This is a genomic window from Cyanobium sp. Cruz-8D1 (assembly GCF_024345975.1).
GTDB lineage: Bacteria > Cyanobacteriota > Cyanobacteriia > PCC-6307 > Cyanobiaceae > Cyanobium.
The window spans coordinates 1-19,056 of sequence record NZ_JAGQCD010000027.1 but is presented as its reverse complement, the minus strand read 5'-3'; the positions used below and the strand labels follow the sequence as shown (position 1 = coordinate 19,056).

Here is a 19,056-nt window from a genome sequence, read left to right as displayed (position 1 = left end):
GATGCACCGCAATCTGATCACCGGCGGTGCCGGTTTCCTGGGCTCCCACCTGGTCGACCGGCTGATGCAGGCCGGGGAAGAGGTGATCTGCCTCGACAACTTCTACACCGGCCGCAAGGACAACATCCGCCACTGGTTGGGCCACCCCAACTTCGAACTGATTCGCCATGACGTCACCGAACCGATCCGGCTCGAGGTGGATCGGATCTGGCACCTCGCCTGCCCGGCTTCCCCGGTGCATTACCAGTTCAACCCGATCAAGACGGCCAAGACCAGCTTCCTCGGCACCTACAACATGCTCGGCCTGGCGCGTCGCGTCGGGGCCCGGCTGCTGTTGGCCAGCACCAGCGAAGTGTATGGCGATCCTGAGGTGCACCCCCAGCCCGAGAGCTACCGGGGCTGCGTCAACACCATCGGCATCCGCTCCTGCTACGACGAAGGCAAACGGATCGCCGAGACGCTCTGTTTCGACTACCAGCGCATGCACGGCACCGAAATCCGTGTGATGCGCATCTTCAACACCTACGGCCCCCGCATGCTCCCCGACGACGGCCGGGTGGTGAGCAACTTCATCGTGCAGGCCCTGCAGGGTCAGCCCCTCACCCTCTACGGCGATGGCAGCCAGACCCGCTCCTTCTGCTACGTGGATGACCTGATCGAGGGCATGATCCGGTTGATGAATGGCGAGCACACCGGTCCGATCAACATCGGCAATCCCGGCGAGTTCACCATCCGCCAGTTGGCGGAACGGGTGCGGGACCGCATCCAGCCTGGCCTGGAGCTCACCACCCAGCCCCTGCCCCAGGACGATCCCCTGCAGCGCCAGCCCGTGATCGACCTGGCCCGTGAGCTGCTGGGCTGGGAGCCGACGGTGAGCCTGGAGGAGGGGCTGGAGCCCACCATTGCCTACTTCCGGGAACGGGTACGGGAAGGACGTTGACGGCGAATGGGCCGATCCTGGTCACTGGGGTCGCCGGCTTCATTGGGGCCGTGGCGGCTGAGCGCTTGCTCGCCCGTGGCGAGCGGGTGGTGGGGCTCGACAATCTCAACGCCTACTACGACCCGGCCCTGAAGCGGGCCCGGCTGGAGCGGCTGGAGGCCATGGCCCAGACAGGGGCTTTCCGCTTCCATCAGCTCGATCTGGTCGACGCCGAAGCGGTGGCCGCGCTGTTCGCCGCCGAACGTCCCGCCCGGGTGCTGCATCTGGCCGCCCAGGCCGGTGTGCGCCATTCAATTGATAATCCCTCGCTTTACATCCAGAGCAACCTGGTGGGCTTCGCCACGATCCTCGAAGCCTGCCGCCATGGGGCCGTGGACCATCTGGTGTATGCGTCAAGCAGCTCGATCTACGGCGGCAACCTTCATAGGCCCTTCTCTGAGCAGGATCCGGTGAACCATCCGGTGAGCCTCTATGCGGCCACCAAGAAGGCCAATGAACTGATGGCCCACACCTACAGCCATCTCTATGGCCTGCCGGCCACCGGCCTGCGCTTCTTCACCGTCTATGGCCCCTGGGGCCGGCCCGACATGGCCCCGATGCTGTTCGCCAAGGCGATCCTGGCGGGCGAACCGATCCGGGTGTTCAACCACGGCCGCATGGAGAGGGATTTTACCTACATCGATGACATCGTCGAAGGGGTGATCCGCTGCCTCGACAAGCCCGCCACAGCCGATCCTGGCTTCGACCCGCTGCATCCTGATCCGGCTACGGCAGCCGCCCCGCACCGGCTGTTCAACATCGGCAATGCCCAGCCGGTGCCGCTGCTGCAGTTCATCGACCTGCTGGAGCAGGCCCTGGGACGCGCCGCGATCAGGGATCTGCAGCCGATGCAGCCAGGCGATGTGCCGGCCACCGCCGCCGACACCACGGCCCTGGCGGCCTGGGTGGGGTTCCGCCCTGCCACTCCGATCGAGGCGGGGATCGAGCGCTTTGCGGCTTGGTACAAGGAGTTCCACGGCCCCTGAGCCGACCCCTTCGGGCACAATGAAACTCCGCTGATCTGCACCGTCTTGAAACCGCTCCAGAGCCTGCGGGGCATGGTCGACCTGCTGCCCGGTCAGACCCCCTTCTGGCAGCGGATCGAAGCCACCGCCCGGGACCACTTCCGCCGGGCCGCCGTCGAGGAGATCCGCACGCCGCTACTGGAGGTGACTGAACTCTTTGCTAGGGGCATCGGTGAGGCCACGGACGTGGTGGGCAAGGAGATGTACAGCTTTGAGGATCGGGGCGAGCGCCACTGCACCCTGCGGCCGGAGGGCACGGCCTCGGTGGTGCGGGCCGCGATCCAGCATGGCCTGGTGGCCCAGGGGCCCCAGCGGCTCTGGTACGGCGGGCCGATGTTCCGCTACGAGCGGCCCCAGGCGGGCCGGCAGAGGCAGTTTCACCAGATCGGTCTGGAGTTTCTCGGCCACGCCGATCCGCGCAGCGACGTGGAGGCGATCGCCATCGCCTGGGATCTGCTGATGGATCTGGGGGTGGGCGGCCTGTCGCTGGAGCTCAATTCCCTCGGCAGTGCCGACGACCGCCTGCGCTACCGCGCCGACCTGGTGACCTGGCTGGAGGCCCACCGCGAAGATCTGGATCCCGATTCCCAGCAGCGCATCAGCACCAACCCCCTGAGGGTGCTCGATTCCAAGAACCCCCAGACCCAGGCCCTGCTGGCCGGGGCCCCCACCCTGGCTGACGCCCTCAATGGTGAGAGCCGCGAGCGCTTCCTGCGGGTGCGGCAGGGCCTCGAGGCCCTTGCCATTCCCTTCCGGCTCAATCCCCGCCTGGTGCGCGGCCTGGATTACTACGGCCACACCGCCTTCGAGATCACCAGCAGCCAGCTGGGGGCCCAGGCCACGGTCTGCGGCGGCGGCCGCTACGACGGCCTGGTGGAGCAGCTGGGCGGCCCGCCCACGGCGGCTGTGGGCTGGGCGCTCGGGATGGAGCGGCTGGTGCTGCTGCTGCAGGCGGGCGGTGGTGAGGGGGGGAGCGCTCCCGCCCCGGATGTCTATCTGATCAGCCGCGGCGAGATGGCCGAAGCGCAGGCCCTGGCCCTGGCCCGTGGTTGGCGGCGACAGGGCCTGGTGGTGGCGCTCGATCTCAGCGGCTCCGCCTACGGCAAGCAGTTCAAACGGGCCGACCGCAGCGGCGCTCGCTGGGCAGCGATCCTCGGCGACGCCGAGACCGCCGAAGGGGTGGTGATCCTCCGGGATCTGCGGGGCGAAGCCACGGAGGACCGTCGCCTGACGCCTGACGCCGTAGCAGGGGTTCTGGGCGCCGCCTGAAGGGAGCTGACTGCACAGACTCCGATCGCCTCAATGACTAACATTCAAAAACCTGCTCCAGCAAGACATGGGCTACGTGCAAGCCATGATCGAGCTGAGCAATCCGCGCCAGCCCGAACTCCATCCCCTGGAGGTGTCAGCCCTGGCCGACACCGGTGCTCTGATGCTCTGCATTCCAGAACACGTGGTACTCCAGCTCCAGCTGGAGCAGGAATCCCTGCGGGAAGTCACCGTGGCCGATGGCCGTGTGATGCAGGTTCCCTACGTGGGACCCGTGAGGGTGGCCTACCAGGGACGCTCCTGTTTCGTCGGGGCGCTGGTGCTGGGGGATTCAGTGCTGCTGGGCGCGGTGCCGATGGAAGACATGGACCTGATCGTGCACCCGGCACGTCAACGGTTGGAACCTGATCCACGCAGCCCCAACATTCCCCACGCCCTGGTGAAGACGGCACGGCGATCCGTGACCATCAAGGGAACTCAGGCCGAACCGACGCCCACGTAGGCGCCGTAGAAGAACAGGCCGACCACGAAGATGACGGCCATGCCGCCGGCGGTGGCGACCATCCAGAGGGGCAGAACCCCTTCGGTCCAGCGACTTTTCCAGGCCACGGCTGGACGGCCATCGGGAAGGCGGTCGGGAATACGACCGTCAGGAAGTGAGGATTTCTTGCCGCTCATGGATGGGGTGCCTCCCGATCAGTTGAAGAAGTAGCTGGAGAAGAGGATGCCGATGACGAAGACGAACAGCAGGCCCAGGTAAAGGCTGGTGCGGTTCAGTTCGACCGGCAGGTTGTTGGGGTTGGAATTGCGCTGCATGGATGTCTCAGCGACGGACGAACTGCATGGCGGCCAGGGCACCCAGGAAGAAAACCGTGGGAATGCCGAGGGCGTGGACGGAAAGCCAGCGCACCGTGAAGATCGGGTAATTGCGTGGCGTGGTGGGGGCAGTGGACTGGGTCATGGTTCCTGGAGACGCAGATCAAGGCTGCTCTTGCCCTCGTAACGCTGGCTCACAACGGGAGCCTTGGTTTCCTGGGCCTGGAAGTAGGCATCCGGACGGGGCGTGCCGAAGGCGTCATAGGCCAGGCCGGTGGACACGAACATGAAACCGGCCAGGAAGATGGCCGGCAGTGTCACCGCATGGATGACCCAGTAGCGGATGCTTGTGATGATCTCGAAGAACGGGCGTTCCCCTGTGGAGCCGGCAGCCATAGCGACAAGCGTTCAGCCTGGAAATCCTAGGGGTCGACCGGGGGGAGCCGCCGGCGCGGCGGGGGGTTGGTTACAGAGGGACGCAGTTCAGCCGATCCAGCGCAGCAGCACGCCCCGCTCGCCCAGGACGAAGCCCTTGTCGCCGGGAGCAAAGACGATCCGGGAGAAGTTGGTGGGCTGCTGGGTGCCCACCGGATCCCGTTGCCAGCTGGCGCCGGCATCGTTGCTCACCAGCAGGGTGCCGTTGCCGCCGCCGGTCCAGATGGCGCCGCGGGGATCCCAGGCCATGTCGAGGTAGCCGTAGCCATTGGTGATCGGGATCACGGGCTTGCTCCAGTCGCCGCTCTCGGTGGTTTCGGCGGTGCTCGGGTCACCGTCGAAGCGCAGCTGGGCCCCGCGGGCCACCATCCAGAGATGGCCATCGGGCTGGAAGCCCATCGACTGCAGCCGCTGGCTGCTGACCCGCTGGTGCACCTGCCAGGCGGGCAGGCCCGGTTCCCAGGTGGCGAAGAAGTTGCCCAGGCTGCTGACGCTCACGTAGTCGCCCTCGGGGCTGCGGCGCAGGTCGCGGATGGCGCCGGCCGCGTCACCCACCAGGGCCTGCCAGCTGGAGCCGGCGTTGTCGGTGCGGTACACGGCGCCCACGCTGGTGGCCAGCTCGGCACTCTTGGGCCCCTGGGCCGTGACCAGGTAGGGCTCACCCGGGAGCTTGGTGTCCAGCAGCAGCCGGCTCCAGCTCTTGCCGGCATCGTCGCTGTGCAGCAGCAGGCCGGGCTGGCCCACGATCCAGCCCTCGTTGCCTCTGAAATCGATGCTGATCAGGCGGAAGTTCTCCTCCTCGGGCAGATCCAGCGCCCGCTCCTGCCAGCTGGCGCCGCCATCGTCGGTTTCCATGATCAGCCGGTTGCTGCCCACCAGGAAGCCGTGGTCGGCGCTGGTGAAGGCCACATCGAGGGGGTTGGAGCGGGTGTCCAGGGGAACCGCCTGCCAGGGGCTGGCTGCCGCCATCGGCAGTCCGGTGGTGACGCAGCCCGTGAGACCGAAGGCGAGCACCAGCGACAGCGCCAGGCTGATCAGGGGGCGCAGCGGGCGCAGGACGGCCGGCAGAGGAGGAAGGGGCGCAGACATCAACGCAGGGAGTAGAGGGAGAGGAAGAAGGCGAACGCCAGGGCGAAACCGCCGAAGATCAGCACGTTCTTCTGGCCGGGGGTGAGGCGGTTGACCCCCAGGCCGAAGTTGAGGTTCTCCTCAAAGCCACTGGGCTTGTTGCGGGGGCCGATGTCCTTGAAGGCACCCACCCGGCTGCGGCAGACGGGGCAGCGGAACCCCACCGGGTCGAGGTCGAGGAAGGAGGTGCCAGCGGGGATCGCCAGCTTCCTGACGCCCTCGCCCGGGTCGTAGACGAAGCCGCAGCTGCGGCACTCGAAGCGGTGGCTGGCGGGGTCGTCCACGACGGCTTCGGATGTCTCGGTGGGCGGTTCCGTGCTCATCCCGTGCCTGGCCATACCTGACGACTCTATCGACGGCTACCCCCGCTCCCGGAGGCAGGTGGCAGAATGCGCGCCAGGTTGGGTCTGCCGATGTTCGTGCTTTCCGGCTACGACGCCTTTCTGGGCTTCCTGCTGATTTCGGCGGCGGTCCCGGTGCTGGCGCTGGTGGCCAACAAGCTGCTGGCTCCCAAGAGCCGAGCGGGGGAGCGCCAGCTCACCTACGAGTCGGGGATGGAGCCGATCGGCGGGGCCTGGATCCAGTTCAACATCCGCTACTACATGTTTGCCCTGGTCTTCGTCATCTTCGATGTCGAGACCGTCTTCCTCTATCCCTGGGCGGTGGCGTTTCACCGGCTGGGGCTGCTGGCCTTCATAGAAGCCCTGATCTTCATCTCCATCCTGGTGCTGGCCCTGGCGTACGCCTGGCGCAAGGGCGCCCTGGAGTGGAGCTGAGCACACCCCCACCATGACCCTCACTCCCCCTGCAGGCTCCCTGGCCGTCGATGCGCTTCGCGATCTGCGAGAAGCCAGCTGCGGCCCCGTGGGCGCCCCCGGTGTCACCGCCGACCTGTCCGAGAACATCATCCTCACCAGCCTCGACGATCTGCACAACTGGGCCCGGCTCAGCAGCCTCTGGCCGCTGCTGTACGGAACCGCCTGCTGCTTCATCGAGTTCGCCGCCCTGATCGGCTCCCGCTTCGACTTCGACCGCTTCGGCCTGGTGCCCCGCTCCAGCCCGCGCCAGGCCGACTTGCTGATCGTGGCCGGCACCGTCACGATGAAGATGGGCCCGGCGCTGGTGCGGCTGTATGAGCAGATGCCGGAGCCCAAGTACGTGATCGCCATGGGGGCCTGCACGATCACCGGCGGCATGTTCTCCGCCGACTCCACCACGGCGGTGCGCGGTGTCGACAAGCTGATCCCCGTGGATCTCTACCTGCCGGGCTGTCCGCCACGGCCCGAGGCGATCTTCGATGCGGTGATCAAGCTGCGCAAGAAGGTGGGCAACGAAACCTTCGCCGAACGCGGCAACCTGCGGCCCACCCACCGTTACTGCACGATCCCCCACCAGATGAAGCGGATCGATCCGATTGTCACCGGCGCCTACCTGCGGGCCGAAACCCAGCAGGCGGCCTTTGCCGCCGCTGCGGGCCTGCCGATGGCTGCCACCGTCTCCGCCACCACCAACGCCCCTACCACCGATGCCTGAGGAGTCTTCGCTCACGCCCCCAGCCGCCGGAGCGGTCGGCACCTGGCTGGGTGGCCAGGGTTTCGATGCTGAGGCCCTGGGCCCCGACCATGACGGTGTGGAGATGTTGGGCGTGGAGCCGGTGGCGCTGCCCTTGGTGGCCACGGCCCTGAAGGCCTCCGGTTTCGACTACCTCCAGTGCCAGGGCGGCTACGACGAGGGGCCGGGTGGCCGGTTGGTGAGCTTCTATCACCTGGTGAAGATGGCGGCGATGCTGGATCAGCTGGAGGCCCTGGCCGGTGGCAGCGGCCCACTGCCCGCTGATGTGCGCCCGGAGGAAGTGCGCCTGAAGGTGTTCCTAGCCCGCGACGGCGCCCTCACCATCCCCAGCCTCTACGGCCTGTTCCGCGGTGCCGATTGGCAGGAGCGTGAAACCTTCGACATGTTCGGCATCACATACGAAGGCCATCCCCATCCCAAGCGGCTGTTGATGCCGGAGGACTGGAAGGGGTATCCGCTGAGGAAGGATTATGTGCAGCCTGATTTTTATGAGATGCAGGATGCTTATTAAGATTCGCTTGGCAGTTTAAGCTGGGCATTCACAGATTGACTACATGGCTGCAGTCCATAGTCTTCTGAATCTCTGGGCGTCTTGCCCAAACTTGATGAAGGCGTTCTTTCATGGCCAAACCAACGTTCTTGGCTGAGAATCGTTCCCTGTAATTGGCGATTTGCGCAGGTGAGCAGAATGGCTGCTTCATTCGTTTTTCTGCGACGACCCTCATGGCCTCAACTGCTCGGCCCATATCGGGCTCGGCCCAAATCATTCCTTCATGGTCTGGATATTCGCCTTCTTTGACGGGTACCAATCGGTAGGGAATTGGATGGGCGAGAGGACCCTCACAAAAATCCACGTTGCCCCCGTAATCCGTTGCTATTACGTCCAAGCCGAGCTGAAACGCTTCTGCCAATCCCATGCCCAGTCCTTCGGTTCGATGGAGAGAAACAAACGCATCGCAGCAGCCATAGAGCGTGAGGATGCTCCGGCGATCCAGGTCTTTTTCAATGATGGTGATTCTTGGGTCCGCCGCAGCAAGCTGTTTGAGTGCTTCCCACCTGGGTTCAGGCTTTCTGGGGGGAAACGACTTGACGACCAGGCCAACGGAAGGAGCGGAAGGGCTGGAGGGGCAAGGCTTGGGGAAAGCGATCTGAAAGGCATCGATCACGGCTTCAGGATTCTTGCGTGAGATCATGGAATTGAGGTCAAATGAAAACGTGAATAGAACGTCGTTGCTATTCAGTTCAAACATTTTGCGTGCGTTGGCCCGGGCCGCTGGAGTAGTGAAGCCTTCGAATCCTCCCAGATCAACGACGGGTGGAATCGTGATGATCGGTTGGCAGGCACTCAACGCAGGATCTCCTTGAGCCACCGAGTCCCTGGCTGTTGTGAGAGCTGTATGGATCAGATCCGTGCAGGGCCAGTATTCGTCTGCAAGAGCTAAGGCGCCGGTCAGTCGCTTTGGCCAGCGATCAAACTCCCAAAACCAAACTGCGATTTCGTAGGTTTGATCTGAGCAACCTTCCTTGATGACAGTATGAAGGTGCGTTAATGCTGTCATGCAATAGAGGGAAAATGCATAAAGCTGATGCTCGGGGGCGGGAGCAATCTTTGGCCTAAGTGTGAAATCTGTGGAGGGCGATCCATTTTTTACGGGAATATCGACGACCACGAAGGGAATGTCAGCGGCTTCCAGCGCCTTGGCCATCATGCGGAGATACTCACCAAGGCCGAATACGCTGTATGCATGCCCGATCAGATTGACGCCAAAAGGCTTTTCGGCAAAGCGGACGGCTGGCTGATGCAGGTCAGTGTCTGCTATTGCATGCAGAACGCGATCGGCTTCTTTGTAATGCTCCAGTCCGTTTGCGATCCACCATCTGTTGAAGCTCTTGGTTCGCAGTGGCAACGGGAAACGCAGCTGAAGGCTTGGGGTCTCCATCCAGTAGAGGCATGCAAAGAGAGGCAGGCCCAGTTGCTCGCGCGTGTAGCGGCAGACTGTCAAAAGGGTGGAATCTTCTGCGAGAATTCGGTTGGCCGGAATGGCGTAGGCTATTTTCTCCGTGACGAGCTGTTCATGCAAGCCTTCTCCGTGACGTGAACGTTGATATTGAGCCCCTACTGCGTACAACCTTGCCCCTCTAGAGTCAAGAATCGCCGCATGGGCCTCGCGCAACTTGTGGAGCGTCTTGCCAGAAACGGGCTTGCTGATCAGTTGCAGCAGGGTGGCCTTGATTGACTCTCTTGATGCGTACATTCTGGCCCAAAAAACCCATTCTCTTCGCGCAGTTTAGGTCAGGAGCCAGAAGCGGTTGGACGCTTGGGGCAATGCGTGCCTCAGTTCGGGTTGGCTCCGCTTGCCTCATCGCCATCTCCTGCTCTGCCCTGCCGCCCTGGCGGCGTGGCAGGCGGCTACTTTTCGAGCGGCCCCGGAGCGCCCCTGCGTGAACACCGACCGCTGGTACTACCAGGTGTTCAAGGGCGTCCCCGACCTGATCCGGGCGCTGCTGCCGGGCGCTGCGGTGATTCCTGCTGGGCTGGGGCTGGATGCGGCCGAACCGGGTGACCGGCTGTATCGCTTTGCGGCGCTGGAACTCAAGGAGCTCAGCCACCGGCTCGACGGTATGCAGTGGCCGCGGGAGAGCACGGGCTGGGGAAAAACGGGCAGCCCGGAGCTGCCGGTGGTGGTGCTGGAGGTGCAGATGCAGAGCGACGCAGGCTGTCACCACCGCCTGGCGGCGCAGACGTACCGGTTTCTGCAGCAGCATCCCGCGGTGAGGCACTGGGCGGTGCTGGTGATCACGCCGCAGCAGCGGCTGAGCCTGGAGGAGCTGAGCCGTCGGCCCCGGCTGGATCCCCTGCTGAACCTGCTGACCCTGCCAGTGCGCCCAGAGGGTGAGCTGGCGGTCAGCAGCCGTCAGATTCTGAGCTGCCGGCCCGATCTGGGCACGGTGGTGCTGCCTATGCTGATCCAACGGTTTCCCGAGTTAAACGAGGAGGAGATCATGGTGATCGCCGGCATTCCGCGGGAAGAGATCCGCCAGACGCGCGCCGTGCAGGAGTGGCTGGCGGAGGGTCGCCAGGAAGGCCGCCGAGAAGGCTGTCAGGAGGGCCGTCAGGAAGGCCGCCAGGAAGCGGCGGCAGTGTGACGATGCGTCTGCTGAACCGTCGCTGCGGCCCGCTGAACCCGGAAACCAGCAGCCGGATCGACGCCCTGCCGCTGGAGCGGCTGGAGGCCCTGGCGGAAGCGCTGCTGGATTTTCAGGGCCCGGCCGACCTGGCGGTCTGGCTGGCCGCCCATGACGGACCTGAGCAGGCAGCAAGCTCCGCAGCCCCCAGAAGCTGAAGGCCCGGGACAGACCCAGCCCAGGGCTGCTGGCTCGATCGACGTACAGCGTTTTTTCTGCGGGTGTCATCAGCACCGCCACCCCGTTCTGTCGCCCGTTCAACAGCCGCGGCGCATTCAGCTGCTTGGCAGACAGTCACTGGATGTCGCTCGTGCGGGACCGGCCGCTGCGGAGAGCGTCATGGAACGGGCTGAGCCTAAATTGAATGTGTCGCTGTGTTGCCTGCCATGTCCCCGGCATCGCCGGACACAGGCCTGAGCGCGGAGCCGTTTGCCCTGGTGTGCGATCTCGAGCTCCATGCCAACGGCCGCCTGAGCAGCATGACCCTCACCGGTGGCGAGACAGGTTCGCGTCATTCGGCGCTGATGCTTGCGCTGCAGAGCTACGCCAGAGTTCAGGGCGGCTGGAAGGTGTTTGTGTTTGACAGCTCAACAGGGTTTCGTCGCCTGCCCGTAGCCGCAAGGCTTCTCCGCAGGAGTTGGCTCGGTGCTCAGCCCTGAGGAGCGCCGCGGCTTCGCTCCCCTCTGCCCCGATCTTGAGGTGGAACTCGCCAGCCCCAGCGACGAAGGCCCACGCGGCCTGAGCGCTCTGCGCCAAAAGATGGCCGCTTACCAAGCCAACGCACGACGGCTCGAGCGGATCGCTGTGCTGGAGGCGGGACCTGAATTCCATGCTCTGCAGATACAGCTTGCTGATATCTGGGCGGGGTGAGACGGCCTCCGATTGTTCAGCCACCCCGGATGGATAGCGGCCGCATGGCGACCGATGGTCAGCTGGGCGTGGGCTGTGGACGCAGGGGTCTGAGGCGCTCCCGTTGCGTGGTCTGATGTGCACTGCCGCACTGATTGGCTAGATTCCGGCTCCTGTACAGCCTGTACAGAAGCAAGAGTTGGCGTGCGTCGGCCTGTGGCTGCCGCCGCCAGGAGAAGCCATTCGCCACCGGAGCCCGCAACCAATGGCGTGCCGCGAGCTGGGCCTGGCAGCGCGTTGTGAACCTGACACTGGTTTGTCCGCGTCCTCCCGAGTGCACCGGATCTTGTCACTGGGCTGCAGCTGGTCTGTGGCGGCAAGACTGGGTGCGCGACGGGCACACACGGGCAGGGAACGGCACGCCATTTGTTCATCACCAGCATCCGCACCATCCCGGAAGCCTTGCTGGCGGCTTGTATGCGTACGATTTCGCGGCGCTCGTGTTTCATCCCATCCCCATCCACGCAGGCAACACGGGCCCCGGCACGTTCTGATGGCCAGCAGCCGCTTGAGACCTTGCCGGCGGGCACTCTGGTTGGCCTCCTCCGCGCCAGTCGCTGACCGAAGCAGACGACAGCACCCGGGCTGCAGAGGCGGCGCAGATCAGCCGAACGGCTTAATGGTGCTTAGCCCGCTGATGCCCTGCCCCTCAGCCTTCAAACAGGCTTTACAAAGGGCCATCTGGGGCCGGTCGGATACGGCAAATCCCTTGGCACAACTACGCTCCTCCCTCCTCCATCCCCCTTGGCGCACCCTTTCTGGAGCCAGGAATGGTGCGGAATCGGGCTCAGCGCGATCGCCTGGGACAGGGGGGCGGAGACCGTTGCAAACTTTATTGAGTCTTTACGCACAGAACGGCCGGTGAAAACCTAAGCCAGTTTTCAGCTTTGGCGATAGAACTCTCCCTGCGAATTGGCCTGGACACAAAGGCTGCAGGGCTGCTGCTGAACGATGATGAATGCAGGGGAAAAGCTCCCATCCATCAGTTTCCCCGAAAGCAAAGTCAACCTCCCCCAGTGCCCTGGGCTTCATGACTTTGATGATTCCCTAGAGCATCCAACTGTTGAGAGTTGGAGGCTACGGAGGTCGATGGGTGGTGTTTTCTGCACTCCCTCAATTCGCCATGGCCTATACCACTCATGCAGGGCGCCAACAATGGCTTTCCAGCCTCTTCCCTGAGCTCTCCAACCAAGCAAAACGTTCAAGCGATACGACCCTCTCCCTGTTCACCGACGCTCCTGCGGTGGCGGAAGTCACCAGCCCGCTGATCACCACTGTTCGGGCCACCACCAAGGCCTCAACGCCTCTGCCGGCCGACGCCGCCCTGGAGACGCTGGAGTCCAGTGACCTGGCCCAGACCAGCCAGGGGGCCATCTTCCAGAAAGGTGTCGTGATCTCCGCCACCCCAGATGTGGCGATGGACAGCCATCAGGTCCTGAGCGATTCCCTGCCTGGGGCGGCAACGGCTGCGGGCTCGGCGTCGATGGCCACCAGCTGCGGTTGCCGTGCCTGCAGCGTGCTGGCGGTCAGCAACGGTGATGGCGCCGCCGCCTGGGACATCACCAACGACCAGGCCCCCCTAGTGATGAACGGCCTGGTCACACTCGGTACGGGGGTGAATCTGAGCAGCGTATTCCAATTGCACAGCAACCCAACAGCCACGAAGACGATCTTCCTCGACTTCGACGGCTATGCCATCGACAAGACCCCCTGGGAAAAAGGCGGCAGCCTCAGCCTGAAGAGCTTCTACAGCACCTTTGACAGCACCGCCCTCACGGAGATTCAGCGAATCTGGCAGAGGGTGGCCGAGGACTATGCACCCTTCAATGTCAACGTCACCACCCAGGATCCCGGCACAGAAAGCCTGCGCAAATTGGGCACTGGCGACGACCGCTGGGGCATCCGGGTGGCCTTCACCAGTAACCTCAACCTGCTCACCGGCAATCCCATCATCTATGCCGGTGGTGGTGGTACGGCCTACTACGGCAGCTTCAACTGGCAAACCGACGATGTGGCCCTTGTGTTCAACAGGGGCGAATACTCCGCTGCGGAAACGGCCAGCCACGAAGTTGGCCACACGCTTGGCCTCGGCCATGACGGGGGAGTCGGCACCGCGTACTACGCCGGCCATGGCGGCACCGGCCCCACCAGCTGGGGCACCATCATGGGTGCTCCCTTCCTGGGTCCCGACGAAAACCTCACCCAGTGGAGCAAAGGGGAGTACTTCGGCGCCGACTACTTTCAGGACGACCTCGCCGTCATCACCGGAAGCAACGGCTTCGGCTACGCCGCCGATGACCACGGCAACAGCTTTGCCACGGCAACGGCTCTGACCGGCCTGAGCTTCAGCAGCTTCGGTGTCATCGAGCGCAACACCGACATCGACATGTTCCGCTTCGAGACCCTGGCCGGTCAGGTGTCCTTCAACATCGTCAACGCCTCGCGGGCCTTCATCGGTTCCGCCGGCAGCTACGTCACCGAATACCTCACCTCCCGCGGCCCCAACCTGGACATCGCCGCGACCCTCTACCGGGCCGACCAGAGCATCGTCCAGACCTTCAACCCCGCCGATCTCACCACGGCCAGCTTCTCCACCTACCTCGACGCCGGCACCTACTACCTCGGCATCGACGGCGTGGGCTTCGGCACCCCTCTCGCCAGCACCCCCACCGGGTACACCGACTACGGCAGCCTCGGCCAGTACATGGTGAGCGGCACGCTGCCATCCACCAGCCAACCGCCGCCGATCCTCCAGGTGCTGGACCCCAACGGTGCCGTTGAGCTGCTTCGTGACCCCAACACCGATCTGGTCTCGGTGCGCAGCAACGGCGTCACCACAGCGGTCCGCGCCAGCGGCGCCCAGATCAAGGCCTCCCAGTACAACGGTTGGCAGATCCTCGCGGCTGAAACCGTCGCCAGCAACCAGAACCAGATTCTCTGGAAGGAACTCTCCACCGGCAGCCTCCACACCTGGTCCGTCGACAGCAGCTGGAACTTCATCTCCGCCGGTGCCACCGTCACTCCCTCCAGCAGCGCGGGCCTGCTCCTCCAGCAGCAGTTCATGGTTGATGCCAACGGCACACCCCTCACTTCCACCACCACCCTGCCCCTCATCTCCCTGGCCGTCTCGCCAGCCACTGTTCTTGAGAACGGTGCCGCCAACCTCATCTACACCTTCTCCCGCACCGGCGCCACCACCAATCCCCTCGCCGTCAGCTATTCCATCGGCGGCACCGCCACCAACGGCAGCGATTACGGCCTGATCCCCGCCTCCGTCACCTTCGCGGCCGGCTCCGCCACCGCCACCGTCACGGTCGATCCCACTGGTGATTCGGACCTCGAGCCTGATGAGACCGTTTCCCTCACTCTCCAGCCCAACGCCGCCTACAGCATCGGCACCGCCGGTGTTGTCACCGGCACCATCCTCAACGACGACGCCGCCACCCCACCGCCGCCCACCAGCACCCTCCAGGTGCTCGATCCCAACGGCATCGTTCAACTCCTGCGCGACACCAGCACCGATCTGGTCTCCGTTCAGGTCAACGGCGTCACCACAGCGGTCCGCGTCAGCGGCGCCCAGATCAAGGCCTCCCAGTACAACGGTTGGAAGATCCTCGCGGCTGAAACCGTCGCCAGCAACCAGAACCAGATTCTCTGGAAGGAACTCTCCACCGGCAGCCTCCACACCTGGTCCGTCGACAGCAGCTGGAACTTCATCTCCGCCGGTGCCACCGTCACTCCCTCCAGCAGCGCGGGCCTGCTCCTCCAGCAGCAGTTCATGGTTGATGCCAACGGCACGCCGCTGGCCTCCGCGCCACTGAACGCCGCCCCAGAGGTGGTCGACCCGATCATCGGCGGTGGCACGAGCTTCGCTCCGGCCGCCAACGACGCCTTCGCCTACGACCGTATGGTCCTGGCAGAGGCCCGTCCCGAAGATCTGATCTTCAGCAGCGAGCCGATCCTGGCCCTGGCTGAGCTCACCTCCCTGGGCGAGATCCATCTCATCGCCGCCGACCCCCTGACCTCGCCGTTCCCGGCCGCCGGCTTCGGCGCCACACCGACCACCCCCTGGCTGGTCGCCACCCAGCCCCTGCTTTGAGAGGTCCCCACGCGCCGGCGTTTCACGGCCCATAGATCCAAGAGCCGCTGCCTGACCGCAGCGGCTCTTCTGTTTGGACGGGGCCCGATTGGACAGTGGCTCCGGCGCAGCTCCTCAATCAGATCCTCGGGCACCGCGTACCCCCTGAGAACCTTCACGGCCGCCTCCAACCGCATTGGCGCGGCCACGGCTTCCACATCGGCGTAGATCCGTTCGCCGATCGGGCCGACCACGGCCACCAGGGCCGAGCGCAGTTGCCGATCGGCATCCTCGGTGCAAGGAGCGGTGCCAGGTGCCCTCTCAGCGGCAGGATCCCTGGGCGCCTTTGGCTCTGCACGCCGTTGTCTGGCCTGGGCCAGGAGCTCCCGCACGACCGCGTCGGGGAGATCCAGGGCGGAGAGGGCCGCGGCAGCGGAAGGGGCGTCTCGCATCAGGGCACCGACCCGTTCGGGTGTGAGCAGCAGATCGGCGACAGGCCCGATCGCGCGACGCCACCCCGCCAGGAGCGCAGCCTGGTCCGTGGAATCCGTGGGGCTGGCAGCAACCGGCGTCGGGGCTACGGCCTGGGGACTCCATCAACAGGGGCGACAGCCAGCTGACCACCTCCGGGTCAAGGTCACCCACAGGGCTGATTAAAAGTCTCCTCAAGCCTCCCAACCCGGCCTGATCCCTGCCATGGCGAGCAGCTTGGCGATGTCGTGGGCCACGGCGGCCAGACCAGCTCTCACCGATTGGTGGCCGTGCAGCGCGAGCAGGTTCAAGGCCAGAGTGCGCAGCGTGGCCAGCACCGCTGCACCGGGGCCGCCATAGCGGTGGCCATCCTCATGAAGCTGGGTGTCACGGAGCCAGTGCCAGCTTTCAATGCACCAGCGGTCCCTCACCAATTGCAGCAGAGCTTTGGGCGTGGTGCGCAGGCTCGTGAGAAAGAGGTGCCGCTGGAGGGAGGGCTTGCCGTCACGCTTGCCGCTGACGACCAGTTCGACGATCCAGCTGCTACCAGGCCAGGCGCTGACAATGAACTCGGGCGCCTGTTTGGCCCTGAGGGTCCAAGTGGTATCTCGTCCGTGACCTCGCTCTGAAACCGTTGCAGTGAAAGGGATCTTGCGGGAATAGAGGAAGTGCTCGCTGATCTGGCGGTGCAGGGTCCGTTGGTTCGCTTTTACCGTCAGGAGAAAGTCGGCCCCCTGCTCCGTGAGCTGCCGAAAAACGGTTTCTGCGTGTGGAGCGCGTCGGCCTGGATCAAGACGCCCTCGAGATCCATGGTGGAGAGCAGCTCCCGCAGAACCGCACGCTCGTGGTTCTCGCGGGTTTCATAGGTGGCCTGGGCAATCGCCGCTCCGAGAGCCTTGGAGTAGAGCGTCACCTGAGCAATGAAGGCACCGCCACCGCCGTCGGTTCGGACAATCGAACCGCGAAGTGTCTTGCCGTCGCATACGAGTTGATCAAGACCCGTTGCGCCACCTGGGATCTGGGCGAGCATCCAGACCTGTAGCTGCCGGCATATCTCGGCCACATCCACCTGCAAGAACAGATAGCGGAAGGTGGAATCCGTAGGAGGCCGCCTGAGCTCAAGCCCCAACGCCTGGTTCAGCGCCGCGTGATGGCGGATGGCAAAGCGCTCCAAGTCCCGCAGGCTCTGGCAGCCACTCAAGATCCCGAGCACCGCCACCAGGAGCAGAAACCATTGAGGGAAGCGCACCCCTCGGCGCATCCGACCCTCCGGGATCGCCTGCAGAAAGCTGATCAGGTCGGCAGAGCCATGGACAGGAGAGGGTTCTGGCAAAGAAGTGATCCATTCCCGCCGACCAAACCCAATGGTCGCAGCCCTGCCGAGGGCACTTGTGACGGACTTTCAATCAGCCCTGAGGTCACCCAGGTCCCAACCGCCGTCGAGCTGGTTGTAAAGCTCTCCAGCCTGACGCCCCGTATGCAGGCAGAGGGCCGTGACTCCGAGAGCGTAAAGATCCACACCCGGCCAGATGTGTCCGAACCTGGTCCGCTCCTGGGGACTGAAGAACAGGCGCGCCACACCACCCACCGCCTGGGTGGTCTCCAGGTGCCGTGTCGGGAAGGCACTGTCCCTGCCGGCCCCCTTCTTGGCGGCACAGGGACCGGCCAGGGAGCGGACCATCGCGAAATCCACCAGGAACAGCTGACCGCTGTCCTTCCCCACGATCAGGTTGCCCGGATGGATGTCACCGTGAACGATGCCGGCGTGATGAATCAGCGAGAGAAGGTCAAGCACCTGGCGCAGCAATTCGGATAGGCGCTGCTTCTTGCGCAGATAGTCGAAGGATCCCCTCCAGCGAAGGCCCAGGGATCCATTCCTGAAACAGGCAGTACTGACCATGGCGCACATAGCCATCGAGAATGCGCGGGATTCACGGATTGCTCAGGCGGTCCAGGCAGGCCACCTCCACCTCAATGGCAGATAGTTCTCTGGGTGACCTGGAAACAGCTTCAAGACCGCATGGCGATGGCGTTGCGGATCCTTGAGCAGGAAGGTGCGACAGGACCCCGTGCGGCCGAGGGGCCGCTCGATCCGGAAGGGCGTTCCCAATGACCTGGACGTGCACCTGATCGTGGGCAACGACTGCACTCAGCCTGGGCGGGGAGTTTGGTCTTAATCTTCCCTCGCAACAGGACGGGCTGAAGCCTTTACCCCCTGAATTCTCACGCCTGTAGGCCCTTCCATGAAAGCCGTGATCCTGTAGGGGGGGGGGCTGGGTCCAGCATCAGCGAGTTTGTATTTTGTTGCGGCTATAAGGGCTATCTGATCAAGGAGCATTTCGCCAATTACTTCTTGCATATGAGTGATGTGAACTTGCACATGCGCACCAATTCGATGGAGGTGCATGAAAAAAAATGCCGAGCCCTGGGAGGTCACCCTGGTGGATACCGGTGAAACCACCATGACTGGCGGCCGCCTGAAGCGGGTGCAGCCCTATGTGGGCGATGAAACCTTCTGCTTCACCTATGGCGACGGTGTCTCTGATGTGGACATCGCCGCCGCCATCGCCACCCATCGCGCCTCCGGCCTGTTGGCCACCCTCACGGCGGTCCAGCCTCCTGGCCGCTACGGCGCGCGTTGAACCTCGAGGCCGACGATCGAGTCGCTGGCTTTCAGGAAAAACCTCAGGGTGATGGCGGCTGGATCAACGGTGGCTTCTTCGTGCTGGAGCCTGCCGTGTTTGATTGCATCGCTTCCGATGCCACCGTCTGGGAGGCCGAGCCATTGCAAGGCCGAGTCCCTTTGCGTGGTGTAAAACCCGAGGCCCGAATGCCCTGATCAGAGGGTGAACAGGGTGGAATGACGAGCTGTCATCCCGGAGGCGCAGATGCACCTCGTTGTTCCATGATGAATCGGGAGGATTGACTTGTCAAGCCTCTCATCTGATTGCCGCTGTGTGTTGTGAGCGTGAGGGGTCTTTACAGCGCTGGGGTTACAGCACCGGCCCCCGGGCGGCGATCGAGGTTGCTGCGCCCTGTGGGGGGGCGCTGCAACCTCGATCACCTGGGGCCTGCGTGTGCCCTTCTCAGGTGCTGAAGGTCTGCAGGGCGGGGAGTGCCTCCAGTTCCGGGATGGCAGCCATGCTTTCGGCGGAGAACATGCGGCGGCCTTCCAGCTGCCAGTGCTC

The 19,056-nt window shown here is 64.3% G+C and carries 19 protein-coding genes and 2 pseudogenes; 12 read left to right on the top strand and 9 right to left on the bottom strand.

The genetic code is table 11. The features are described from left to right. Position 1: 1 nt before the first annotated feature. The 4 genes from KBZ33_RS15070 (at position 2) to KBZ33_RS15055 (ending at position 3,775) form a co-directional block, all read left to right on the top strand. Positions 2-940: a UDP-glucuronic acid decarboxylase family protein gene (locus KBZ33_RS15070; RefSeq protein ID WP_254954156.1), complete on the top strand. Its 939-nt coding sequence runs from the start codon at positions 2-4 to the stop codon at positions 938-940. Then, entirely contained in the window at positions 937-1,965 is a 1,029-nt protein-coding gene (locus KBZ33_RS15065) for an NAD-dependent epimerase/dehydratase family protein (protein WP_261362467.1), read from the top strand. The genes KBZ33_RS15070 and KBZ33_RS15065 overlap by 4 nt, the downstream gene beginning before the upstream one ends. 45 nt (positions 1,966-2,010) lie before the next feature. Continuing rightward, positions 2,011-3,273 (top strand): histidine--tRNA ligase, encoded by a 1,263-nt coding sequence (gene hisS, locus KBZ33_RS15060; RefSeq protein WP_254954155.1) that lies wholly within the window; start codon positions 2,011-2,013, stop codon positions 3,271-3,273. A gap of 67 nt (positions 3,274-3,340) precedes the next feature. Beyond that, the gene (locus tag KBZ33_RS15055; RefSeq protein ID WP_255011828.1) at positions 3,341-3,775 is read left to right on the top strand and encodes a clan AA aspartic protease; all 435 of its coding nucleotides are present in this window, start codon (positions 3,341-3,343) and stop codon (positions 3,773-3,775) included. On the opposite strand, the gene KBZ33_RS15050 is transcribed toward KBZ33_RS15055, so the two are convergent. From KBZ33_RS15050 to KBZ33_RS15025, 6 genes are all read right to left on the bottom strand, one after another. Continuing rightward, positions 3,751-3,951, bottom strand: coding sequence for a photosystem II reaction center protein J (locus KBZ33_RS15050; protein WP_254954153.1), 201 nt, complete (start codon positions 3,949-3,951; stop codon positions 3,751-3,753). The genes KBZ33_RS15055 and KBZ33_RS15050 overlap by 25 nt on opposite strands. Positions 3,952-3,969: 18 nt before the next feature. After that, a complete protein-coding gene (locus KBZ33_RS15045) occupies positions 3,970-4,089 on the bottom strand; it encodes a photosystem II reaction center protein L (RefSeq protein WP_254954152.1) in 120 nt (39 codons plus the stop codon). A gap of 7 nt (positions 4,090-4,096) precedes the next feature. After that, the gene (psbF, locus tag KBZ33_RS15040; RefSeq protein ID WP_015109701.1) at positions 4,097-4,234 is read right to left on the bottom strand and encodes a cytochrome b559 subunit beta; all 138 of its coding nucleotides are present in this window, start codon (positions 4,232-4,234) and stop codon (positions 4,097-4,099) included. Beyond that, positions 4,231-4,485 (bottom strand): cytochrome b559 subunit alpha, encoded by a 255-nt coding sequence (gene psbE / locus KBZ33_RS15035; protein ID WP_216907496.1) that lies wholly within the window; start codon positions 4,483-4,485, stop codon positions 4,231-4,233. Before psbE ends, psbF begins: the two co-directional genes overlap by 4 nt. A gap of 87 nt (positions 4,486-4,572) precedes the next feature. Further along, complete coding sequence (locus KBZ33_RS15030) at positions 4,573-5,613, bottom strand: photosynthesis system II assembly factor Ycf48 (protein ID WP_254954151.1); 1,041 nt, start codon at positions 5,611-5,613, stop codon at positions 4,573-4,575. Further along, a complete protein-coding gene (locus KBZ33_RS15025) occupies positions 5,613-5,975 on the bottom strand; it encodes a rubredoxin (RefSeq protein WP_254954149.1) in 363 nt (120 codons plus the stop codon). Before KBZ33_RS15025 ends, KBZ33_RS15030 begins: the two co-directional genes overlap by 1 nt. A gap of 90 nt (positions 5,976-6,065) precedes the next feature. On the opposite strand from KBZ33_RS15025, the gene ndhC reads away from it, so the two are divergent. The 3 genes from ndhC to KBZ33_RS15010 are packed head-to-tail and all read left to right on the top strand — an operon-like array spanning position 6,066 to position 7,735. Continuing rightward, positions 6,066-6,428, top strand: a complete 363-nt coding sequence (gene ndhC, locus KBZ33_RS15020; protein WP_254954148.1) for a photosynthetic/respiratory NAD(P)H-quinone oxidoreductase subunit C — start codon at positions 6,066-6,068, stop codon at positions 6,426-6,428. Positions 6,429-6,441: 13 nt separating this feature from the next. After that, the gene (gene nuoB, locus KBZ33_RS15015; RefSeq protein ID WP_254954147.1) at positions 6,442-7,185 is read left to right on the top strand and encodes an NADH-quinone oxidoreductase subunit NuoB; all 744 of its coding nucleotides are present in this window, start codon (positions 6,442-6,444) and stop codon (positions 7,183-7,185) included. After that, positions 7,178-7,735, top strand: coding sequence for an NAD(P)H-quinone oxidoreductase subunit J (locus tag KBZ33_RS15010; protein WP_254954146.1), 558 nt, complete (start codon positions 7,178-7,180; stop codon positions 7,733-7,735). The genes nuoB and KBZ33_RS15010 overlap by 8 nt, the downstream gene beginning before the upstream one ends. 28 nt (positions 7,736-7,763) lie before the next feature. On the opposite strand, the gene KBZ33_RS15005 is transcribed toward KBZ33_RS15010, so the two are convergent. Continuing rightward, the gene (locus KBZ33_RS15005) at positions 7,764-9,479 is read right to left on the bottom strand and encodes a glycosyltransferase (protein WP_254954145.1); all 1,716 of its coding nucleotides are present in this window, start codon (positions 9,477-9,479) and stop codon (positions 7,764-7,766) included. Between the two features lie 100 nt (positions 9,480-9,579). Here KBZ33_RS15005 and KBZ33_RS15000 point away from each other — a divergent pair, with 100 nt between their 5' ends. The 4 genes from KBZ33_RS15000 to KBZ33_RS21505 all read left to right on the top strand — a co-directional run bounded on the left by KBZ33_RS15000 (position 9,580) and on the right by KBZ33_RS21505 (position 15,418). Next, positions 9,580-10,371: a DUF2887 domain-containing protein gene (locus tag KBZ33_RS15000; protein ID WP_254954144.1), complete on the top strand. Its 792-nt coding sequence runs from the start codon at positions 9,580-9,582 to the stop codon at positions 10,369-10,371. A gap of 2 nt (positions 10,372-10,373) precedes the next feature. Next, a complete protein-coding gene (locus KBZ33_RS14995) occupies positions 10,374-10,568 on the top strand; it encodes a DUF4351 domain-containing protein (RefSeq protein WP_254954143.1) in 195 nt (64 codons plus the stop codon). A gap of 487 nt (positions 10,569-11,055) precedes the next feature. Continuing rightward, positions 11,056-11,280, top strand: coding sequence for a Uma2 family endonuclease (locus KBZ33_RS14990; RefSeq protein ID WP_254954141.1), 225 nt, complete (start codon positions 11,056-11,058; stop codon positions 11,278-11,280). A 1,162-nt stretch (positions 11,281-12,442) separates the two neighbouring features. After that, complete coding sequence (locus KBZ33_RS21505; RefSeq protein ID WP_261362466.1) at positions 12,443-15,418, top strand: zinc-dependent metalloprotease family protein; 2,976 nt, start codon at positions 12,443-12,445, stop codon at positions 15,416-15,418. A 644-nt stretch (positions 15,419-16,062) separates the two neighbouring features. On the opposite strand, the pseudogene KBZ33_RS14975 reads toward KBZ33_RS21505, so the two are convergent. Both KBZ33_RS14975 and KBZ33_RS14970 read right to left on the bottom strand, forming a co-directional pair. Then, positions 16,063-17,201: pseudogene (locus KBZ33_RS14975) on the bottom strand (ISAs1 family transposase). A gap of 69 nt (positions 17,202-17,270) precedes the next feature. After that, a complete protein-coding gene (locus KBZ33_RS14970; RefSeq protein WP_255011827.1) occupies positions 17,271-17,768 on the bottom strand; it encodes a protein kinase domain-containing protein in 498 nt (165 codons plus the stop codon). 384 nt (positions 17,769-18,152) lie between these two features. Between KBZ33_RS14970 and KBZ33_RS14965 the strand changes: the two are divergent. After that, positions 18,153-18,656 (top strand): annotated as a pseudogene (locus KBZ33_RS14965) (sugar phosphate nucleotidyltransferase); the annotation flags it as partial. Positions 18,657-19,056 lie beyond the last annotated feature (400 nt).

Coding starts and splice junctions, on each gene's coding strand:
- nuoB (WP_254954147.1), top strand. CDS start 6,442: ATGACCCTCACTCCCCCTGCAGGCTCCCTGGCCGTCGATGCGCTTCGC.
- KBZ33_RS15050 (WP_254954153.1), bottom strand. CDS start 3,951: ATGAGCGGCAAGAAATCCTCACTTCCTGACGGTCGTATTCCCGACCGC.
- KBZ33_RS15025 (WP_254954149.1), bottom strand. CDS start 5,975: ATGAGCACGGAACCGCCCACCGAGACATCCGAAGCCGTCGTGGACGAC.
- KBZ33_RS15005 (WP_254954145.1), bottom strand. CDS start 9,479: ATGTACGCATCAAGAGAGTCAATCAAGGCCACCCTGCTGCAACTGATC.
- KBZ33_RS15055 (WP_255011828.1), top strand. CDS start 3,341: ATGGGCTACGTGCAAGCCATGATCGAGCTGAGCAATCCGCGCCAGCCC.
- KBZ33_RS14995 (WP_254954143.1), top strand. CDS start 10,374: ATGCGTCTGCTGAACCGTCGCTGCGGCCCGCTGAACCCGGAAACCAGC.
- KBZ33_RS15030 (WP_254954151.1), bottom strand. CDS start 5,613: ATGTCTGCGCCCCTTCCTCCTCTGCCGGCCGTCCTGCGCCCGCTGCGC.
- KBZ33_RS21505 (WP_261362466.1), top strand. CDS start 12,443: ATGGCCTATACCACTCATGCAGGGCGCCAACAATGGCTTTCCAGCCTC.
- psbF (WP_015109701.1), bottom strand. CDS start 4,234: ATGACCCAGTCCACTGCCCCCACCACGCCACGCAATTACCCGATCTTC.
- psbE (WP_216907496.1), bottom strand. CDS start 4,485: ATGGCTGCCGGCTCCACAGGGGAACGCCCGTTCTTCGAGATCATCACA.
- ndhC (WP_254954148.1), top strand. CDS start 6,066: ATGTTCGTGCTTTCCGGCTACGACGCCTTTCTGGGCTTCCTGCTGATT.
- KBZ33_RS15045 (WP_254954152.1), bottom strand. CDS start 4,089: ATGCAGCGCAATTCCAACCCCAACAACCTGCCGGTCGAACTGAACCGC.
- KBZ33_RS14970 (WP_255011827.1), bottom strand. CDS start 17,768: ATGGTCAGTACTGCCTGTTTCAGGAATGGATCCCTGGGCCTTCGCTGG.
- KBZ33_RS15070 (WP_254954156.1), top strand. CDS start 2: ATGCACCGCAATCTGATCACCGGCGGTGCCGGTTTCCTGGGCTCCCAC.
- KBZ33_RS15010 (WP_254954146.1), top strand. CDS start 7,178: ATGCCTGAGGAGTCTTCGCTCACGCCCCCAGCCGCCGGAGCGGTCGGC.